Raw genomic sequence first — 8,321 nt, 5'->3', positions numbered from 1 at the left:
ACCACAAATTGAGCTAAACTCAATCGGCTGGGCAGGTCTCGGGAAGCTAGAGCTTGGGAAGGAGCGCAAAATGTCACATAATTCAGCTAACCGCTAACCGCTAACCGCTAACCGCTAACCGCGCTTAGCCAACTCCGTAGCCGCAGGATAATCGATCTTACCGCTTGCCAAAACCGGGACCTTATCGACAATCATAATCTTTTTCGGTAAAGCGATTTTGCCAATGCCTTCGGCAACTGCTTCCAAATCGTGGGCCGATGCCGATTTTTGCGTGGTCAGCAAAATAATCTGCTCGCCTTTTTTCTCGTCGGGTAGGGTAATCGCAGCATGAAGCGCGTCCGGCCAAGCCTTGGTGGCTAACTGTTCGACGACAGTCAACGAAACCATTTCACCGGCGATTTTGGCGAAGCGCTTACTGCGTCCTTTGATCGTAATGAAACCCTCATCGTCGACATCGACGATATCACCGGTATCGTACCAGCCTTCGCCGTAAACCGACTTAGGCGGAACTAGTTGTCCCGGATTTTTCGCCAGCAAATAACCTTGCATGATATTGGGACCTTTAACATGCAATTGCCCACCTTGCTCGATACCCGGTATCGGCTCCAGCTGGTATTCCATTTTCGGCATGAAACGCCCCACCGTGCCGGCCTTGAATTCCATCGGGGTATTAACCGAAGTGACCGGAGCGGTTTCAGTGGCGCCGTAACCTTCGAGAATACGAATGCCGAACTTTTCCGACCAAATTTGCCGCGTGCCTTCCTGCAATTTTTCGGCGCCGGCCACGACATAACGCATGTTGTAAAAATCGTAGGCATGGGCTTTTTTCGCATAAGCGGCTAAAAACGTATTGGTGCCGAACATGATCGTGGCATTGATTTCGTAAGCCATCTCAGGAACGATTGCATAATGCAACGGCGACGGATAAAAGAACGTGGTCATACCGTTTAATATTGGTAGCATCGTGCCGACGGTAAAGCCAAACGAATGAAACATCGGCAGAAAATTAAGCACGACATCTTGCGCGTTAAAATTGATCCTCGCCTCCAATTGCTTGTGATTGGCTAGAATGTTGGCATGCGATAACACGACACCTTTCGGTGTGCCTTCCGAACCGGAGGTAAATAGAATCACCGCAGGATTGTCGTAGCTGAACTCGGTGTGTTTATACCAAATATTGGCGGTTTTGCATTTAACCAAGCCGACAAGTTTATTTAGCGGGGTGATTTGATTAGCAAAGTCTTCGAGATAAAGCAGATCGACCTGTTGACTTAATCGATCGGCTTCATCTTCTAATCTTGCTAGCTCAATAAAGCGGCGCGAAGTCAGCACGGTTTTAATTTTTGCTGTGGAGCAGGCCGAAAGCATGCCGGCCGAACCGGTCGAGAAATTCAGCATGGCCGGCGTACGGCCGTAAAGCTGAAGACTTAAAATCGTACATAATGTTTTAGTCGAATTCGGCAACATGACTCCGACATTTTCCCCGGTTACGGTAATTTTTTTCAAGACATGGCCAAGACACAGCGTCGCCGTGATCAATCGGTCGTAAGATAACGGCTTGCGTTCGAGATCCTCGGCAACCGTGTGCTTGCCGCCGTGAATACTGCGCGCTTCGAGCAAAGCGGCAAAAATGCTTTGCTGATAATGGCTCGTCGCGAACATCATATCGGTCATGATATCGGCAAGAATTTGGCCGCAAAAATGACGACGACGGCGGCCTCGCAAGTCGTTAGGTGCTTCTATTGTGGTCGGCGGAAGAATTTGTATCGTAATTTTCGGGAAAAGGCGAAGTCTTACGATGTTACGCAATTTCGAGAAATGCGTGTATTCGGCGCCTTTAATCCTAATCGGTAAAACGGTTGCCTGCGATTTGTCGGCGACCATGCCCGGGCCGTCGTATATCTTCATGACCGAGCCGGTCACTGTAATGCGGCCCTCGGGAAAAATCACCGTTTTAGTAGGATTCTTTAAATGATTGATTAGCTCTTTTAGCGACATCGGATGGGTCGGGTCCATCGGAAACACTCTCGACAGCTTCAAGAACGGTTTTAGCCACCAGCGTTCCGATATTTGCGTATTGATCGCGAAGGTAATGTCGTCCGGTAAAAAAACACCGAGCAATAGCGGGTCGAGAAATGAAGTGTGATTGGAAATGATCATTACGCGGGAGCCGGCTTTATGATAGTTTTCGAGGCCTTTAAGTTCGACCTTGAAGATAAAAGTTAGTAGCCGATGCAAAAATGGTTTCAACATGATGCGCTTCCTCAAGCATTGTTATTTTTTTAATAGACTATAAAAATAGCATATTGTCCCCTTGATATATTCGGGAATATGTCGAGGGCTAATTATTTTTCCTCGTTCCCACCGCTCCAGCGTGGTAATGCATACCGATCTTGCTTCGGCAACCCGAGGTATGGGTTCCCACGGAGGACCGTGGAAACCAGAAACAACGGCGAGTGAGTAGGGTGCGCATCGCGCACCTGGGTCGGGCTCTTGTCGGTTCGGCTCCGTGGAAAGGTGCGCAATGCGTACCCTACAATTTTCCTCGTTCCCACCGCTCCAGCGTGGGAATGCATACCGATCTGGTTTCGGCAACCCGAGGTACGGATTCCCACGGAGGACCGTGGGGAACCATCGGAAAGTTATTTTTTACCGTATCCTAAATCCCGCGATCGATTCAAACATGAGAAAAATCAAACCGACGGCGCTATAATGACCCGATGAAAAATCATTTGCCGGTCCAAGTCTTTCGTCAATGAAAATACTCAAAATAAAATTTAGAAATATCAATTCGTTGGAAGGCGATAATCAGGTCGATTTCAGGAAGGCGCCGTTCAGCGATTCCGGCTTATTCGCGATCACAGGGCCGAACGGATCGGGTAAATCCAGTATTCTCGACGCGATCACCTTAGGTCTCTACGGGGAGACTTTTCGTTTCGACCGGCCGGCTGTGCACGTCATGACCAAACGAACGGCGGAAAGCTTTTCCGAAGTCGATTTTGCGGTCGGCGACAACCTTTACCGTTCGACTTGGAAAGTACAACGCGAACGGCAAGATCCGAACGGCCGTTTGCAATCGCCGCAAATGCTATTGATAAAAATCGAAGACGACCGCGAACAATTGCTGGCTGAAACGCCCAATGCGGTATGTCAAAAAATCGCCGAAATCACCGGCATGAATTTCCGCAATTTCACCCGCTCGATCATGCTCGCGCAAGGCGATTTTGCGGCGTTTTTGAATGCGCTGGATAACGAACGCCTCGATATACTCGAAAAAATCATCAGCAGCGACATCTACGCCGACTACAAAAATGCCGTAATCGCCAAAGCCGATGAAGAACAAGCGTTAATGGCCTCGCTCAAACAAGACATCGATGCATTGGATATGCTCGATCCCGCCAAACAAGAGGCCTTCGAGCACGACTTGGCCGATTTCAAAGATCAAATAAGCGAATTTCGAGAACAGCGCGGCGAACTCAAGCAGCAGCAAGTTTGGTTGCAAAATATCGAAACGCTGGAAAAACGGATTACCGCGTTAACTCAGCAACAGCAAAAAACGCAGACCCAAGCAGAACAAGCCCAGCAACAATTAACCCAAATTGCCGAAAATCCGGAGGCCCTGGCTTTTAAAGAAGCCGCGGACGAACTCGAGACGCTTGAAAAAGACATCGAACAAGGCAAGCAAACGTTAAATGCTTATCGGAACGAACTCAAGCGACTGCAGGACAAACTGGCCCTATCGGGCGTAGAACCCGATTCGCTTGGCGCGGCACCGACTAAATCGATTGAAGACCAGCAGCGATCTATAGAAACGCAAAAAGCCAGAATTTCGCAACACACGCAAGAAAAGCATCTGGAAACCGATGTCACGCGAGGACTGGAAATCCAACGTGAACAAAAACAGGGCATTTTGGCTACGGTCGATGAATGGCTGGAACTCAACACGCGCGATGAAAACCTGCTCGAAAATTTTCCCGAAACGGCCAAATTAAAAAAATTACGCACCGAACTGGCGTCGTTGACCGAACAACATAAGCGTTCCGCCAAATCGGTACAAGCGACCGGCGCCTCGCTTAGCGGTCATCAAGCTAGAATTCAGAAATCCCAAAAAACCATCGGCCGTCTGAAGCTTAAGCTGCAAATCAATGAGCAAAAACTCGAAGGCGTGGCGCTGGGTAGGGATGCAGCCGAAATCGACGAGCTTTTAAAAGATCAAAAAGAGCGTTTGGCCGACTTTCAGTCCCTCTACAACCTAAGCCGCGAACATGCGCGCCTAACCGGCGGACGCTTTAGCTTTTTCGGCTTCGGCAAAGCAAAGGAAGAAAAAACGCTGGACGACTTACAAGCTGAATTGGCGCAGTACAAAGACGACATCATGCGCGAAGACAATATCAGACTGACGCTCGAAAAAGCGGTAGCGAACGAGGTGATACTAGCCAGGTTGGCTGATGAGCGCGTCCATCTTGAAGACGGCAAGCCTTGCCCGTTATGCGGCGCGCTGAATCACCCGTATGTCATTCGGCCGCCGAAAATCGGCGACTCCAAGCGCGCACTGGCCGACCAGCGCGCAAAAATCCAAGCCTTGGTCGCGGCATCCGAGCGTCTCGAGCAAGAAACCAAATTGACCGAGAAACGGCTTGAAGGCAGTAAGGCCAAGCGTCAACGCATCGAATTATTACGCTCGCAATGGTTGACCTTGTGTAACCGCCTGAATGCGGTCAATGACGATATGGAAATCAACAATTCGCGGGCGATCAAGCGCTTTTTGAAAACTGAAACGATCGAATTAAAAAATATCACCAAGCTAGCGCAACAATATCGCGTGCAAGCCAGGCGTATCGACAAAATCAAAGAATTGATGGCTCGGCACGAAGCGATGATCGGCCGTTTGCAGGAAAATGCTAAACAGCTCGATCAAGAGTGGCAAAGCCGCCCTCAAGAACTAAAAGAGTTGGAACAAACTCTCGAAAAATGCCGCAAGGACGAGCAGGAATTAACCGCGAAGGTGTTGCATCAATTGGACTTAGTCGGCGAAAAAATGCCCGCCAAAGGAAAGGAAGACGCCTTTTACGATCGCTTGAATCAGCGCCGTCAGGAATATCAAACCTATCAATTGCGCCGCAAGGGGCTTACCGACGAAATCGCCGCGATTACCGAAAAGATCGACGCCAGCAATCGAAAAATTGCGCAACTGTCCGAAAAAATTGCCGCCGCCGGCACGAAACTGCAGCAAGAAGAAACCGCCGGCTTGCATCTGGCATTGATCGAAAAACAAAAACTGATTGCAGACAAAGAAAAACTGATCGGCCAACAGACCGCCGAAACAGCGCGAATGCGCGAAGTTTTCCGCGAAAGACTGGTCGGCACAAAATATGAAGCCATGCGGGTTGACGAAGTTATCGAATTGCTGCACTTGATTGCGCGCGGGCCGGAGCTCGAGCAGCGCATGTCGGTATTGCAAAGCGAATTGGCTGATCTTGCAACCCGGCTGGAAAATACCCAGGCCGAATTAGCGGCCGAACAAGCGTTGGCATTGACCACCCAGACCGTCGAAGATATCGTCATTCGCATACGAGGTATCGACGAAAAAATCGACATTACCCGACAAGAAGCCGCTCGTTTGGAAGCGATGCTCGGCAAAAACCTGGCGATGCGGCAACAATTCGACGTATTGTCGACTAAACTGACTGCGCAGCAAGAAATCGTCGACGAATGCTTGCTGGAAGTTAAACGTATCGACGAAGAAAACGGCGCCGTATTCCGTCGGCGCGTGCAAATTAAAATGGCCGATAAACTATTGGCCCAAGCCAATCAAGTGCTCGAAAAAATCAGCGGACGCTATTATTTACGGCAAATGCCGAGCGAGCAGGGCTTAGCGCTCGAAATCGAAGACACGTATCAAAACAACAACCGTCGATTGCCGAAATCCTTGTCCGGCGGCGAAAGTTTTGTCGTGAGCTTAGCCTTGGCGCTGGGACTTTCTGAACTGGCCGGCAACGGGCGTTCGGTCGATTCGCTATTTCTCGACGAAGGCTTCGGTACCCTTGATGCCGAAACCCTGTATGTCGTGATTTCGACCCTGGAAGGCTTGCAGAAGCACGGTAAAAAGGTCGGCGTGATCTCGCATGTCGAAGCGGTGCAAAAGCGCATCAAAGCCCAATTGCAAATGGCTAAAAAACCGAACGGCATGAGTATACTGAAAAGCGTACCCGATCAAGAAGTCGCCTTTTAACCCAGCCTTAACAAATGGAGTGCCATAATATTATTTTTCTTTAATATTCAAAGGTATATGACAGAGATTGTTAAAGCTGGGTTAAAACGAAAAAGCGTGTTCTCAATCAATTACAGCAAACCCATCACATAATCATTTTATGACCAAAAAGATCCTGACCGTTTTCGGCACCCGGCCGGAAGCGATTAAAATGGCGCCCGTCGTATTGGCTCTACAACAAGCCGAAGGTTTGGAATCCCTCGTATGCGTGACCGCCCAACATCGGCAGATGCTCGATCAAGTGCTCAACTTGTTTGACATTAAACCCGATTACGATTTGGACCTGATGGCGCCGAATCAAGACCTTTTCGACATCACCTCGAAAGTGCTGTTAGGCTTACGCGATGTATTACGCGAAGCGCAGCCGGATATCGTGCTGGTACACGGCGACACCACCACATGTTTTGCCGCAGGACTGGCCGCGTTCTACCAAAACGTCAAACTGGGCCATGTCGAAGCGGGGCTGAGAACCGGCAACCTAAGAGCGCCGTTTCCCGAAGAAGCGAATCGGACCTTGGTCGGACGCCTAACCGATTATCACTTCGCGCCGACGCAATCCTCGAAAAACAACCTACTCGCCGAAGGCGTTCCGGAGCAAAACATCGTCGTGACCGGCAATACCGTTATCGATGCTTTGTTGATCGTCCGGGACAAAGTCATCGGTGAACCGGATAGCGTATGGCAAGAAAAATTCGGCGAAACGCTGTTTAAGACCATTTGCGATTCCAGCCGAAAACTCATCCTGATTACCGGACACCGGCGCGAAAATTTCGGTCAAGGCTTCATCGACCTTTGCAATGCGATCAAAGAACTGGCACAAAAATATCCGGATTGGGACTTGATCTATCCCGTTCATCTAAATCCGAACGTGCAAAAACCGGTCTACGAAATTCTCGACCGACTCGATAACGTCTACCTGATCGCGCCGCTCGACTACGAGCCTTTTGTCTGGATCATGAACCGAAGCGACTTGATCCTGACCGATTCCGGCGGCATTCAAGAAGAAGGCCCCTCTCTGGGTAAACCGGTATTGGTGATGCGCGAAGTGACCGAAAGACCCGAAGCAGTCGATGCCGGCACCGTATTGCTGGTCGGCACCGATAAAGAAAAAATCGTCAGCGGCGTCGAAAAAGTACTATTGGACGGCGATGTCTACAAGCGCATGTCCAAAGCACACAATCCTTACGGCGACGGTCATGCGTGCGAAAAAATCGTTCAAACCTTGCTTGATGCGTCTTGAAATTAGCAGGCGTAGCAGTATGTCTGGTTCCCACGGTCCTCCGTGGGAACCCATACCAAGGCCCAGTACAAGCACGAAACCCATGCCGGCACGGAAACATCGATATGCGTTCCCACGCTGGAGCGCGGGAACGAGGAAACCTGGGTAGTGTTTGTCTGGTTCCCACGGTCCTCCGTGGGAACCCATACCGAGGCCCAGTACAAGCACGAAACCCATGCCGGCACGGAAACATCGATATGCGTTCCCACGCTGGAGCGCGGGAACGAGGAAACCTGGGTAGTGTTTGTCTGGTTCCCACGGTCCTCCGTGGGAACCCATACCGAGGCCCAGTAGAAGCACGAAACCCATGCCGGCACGGAAACACCGATATGCATTCCCACGCTAGAGCGCGGGAACGAGAAAACAGCGAATACTGGACCTGTTTGCCGGTCTCGATTGGATGATCCTAAAAGAGCAATTCAAGCTCTTTCCCAAGCTCCAGCTTGGGAAAAACACCCCGGAAGCTCCCCCTTCGACATGCTCAGGGCAAGAGCTTCCTGAGACCGATTTAACCTCCGCTCACTCTCAATCAACCCCGACTCGCTCGTTCAATTTTTCTTGATTGTCGGGAAGCTAGAGCTTCCTGAACAGGTTACCCAAGCTGGAGCTTGGGTAACAGCATATTGTAGTTTTTTTCTGGTTCCCACGGTCCTCCGTGGGAACCCATACCGAGGCCCAGTACAAGCACGAAACACATGCCGGCACGGAAACACCGGTATGCATTCCCACGCTGGAGCGTGGGAACGAGGAAACCTGGGTAGTGTTTCGGAC

Annotated in this window: 3 protein-coding genes; 2 read left to right on the top strand and 1 reads right to left on the bottom strand. The window is 50.3% G+C overall.

What is annotated here, in order from left to right; genetic code table 11:
• Positions 1-114: 114 nt before the first annotated feature.
• Entirely contained in the window at positions 115-2,253 is a 2,139-nt protein-coding gene (locus tag ACRJJO_RS20115) for an AMP-binding protein (protein WP_431067370.1), read from the bottom strand.
• A 502-nt stretch (positions 2,254-2,755) separates the two neighbouring features.
• Between ACRJJO_RS20115 and ACRJJO_RS20110 the strand changes: the two genes are divergently transcribed.
• Together ACRJJO_RS20110 and wecB are read left to right on the top strand one after the other, a co-directional pair.
• Positions 2,756-6,232 (top strand): SbcC/MukB-like Walker B domain-containing protein, encoded by a 3,477-nt coding sequence (locus ACRJJO_RS20110; RefSeq protein WP_431067369.1) that lies wholly within the window; start codon positions 2,756-2,758, stop codon positions 6,230-6,232.
• Positions 6,233-6,371: 139 nt separating this feature from the next.
• Positions 6,372-7,511 (top strand): non-hydrolyzing UDP-N-acetylglucosamine 2-epimerase, encoded by a 1,140-nt coding sequence (wecB, locus tag ACRJJO_RS20105; protein WP_431067368.1) that lies wholly within the window; start codon positions 6,372-6,374, stop codon positions 7,509-7,511.
• Positions 7,512-8,321: the final 810 nt, after the last annotated feature.

The sequence above is a fragment of the Methylotuvimicrobium sp. genome (assembly GCF_050611805.1).
Classification (GTDB): Bacteria; Pseudomonadota; Gammaproteobacteria; order Methylococcales; family Methylomonadaceae; genus Methylotuvimicrobium.
Note: the sequence above shows the minus strand (reverse complement) of the source record. Positions and strands in the feature narration are given on the sequence as shown.

Bases quoted from the DNA above. Each gene is read 5' to 3' on its own strand.
- ACRJJO_RS20115 (WP_431067370.1), bottom strand. From the start codon at position 2,253: ATGTTGAAACCATTTTTGCATCGGCTACTAACTTTTATCTTCAAGGTC.
- ACRJJO_RS20110 (WP_431067369.1), top strand. From the start codon at position 2,756: ATGAAAATACTCAAAATAAAATTTAGAAATATCAATTCGTTGGAAGGC.
- wecB (WP_431067368.1), top strand. From the start codon at position 6,372: ATGACCAAAAAGATCCTGACCGTTTTCGGCACCCGGCCGGAAGCGATT.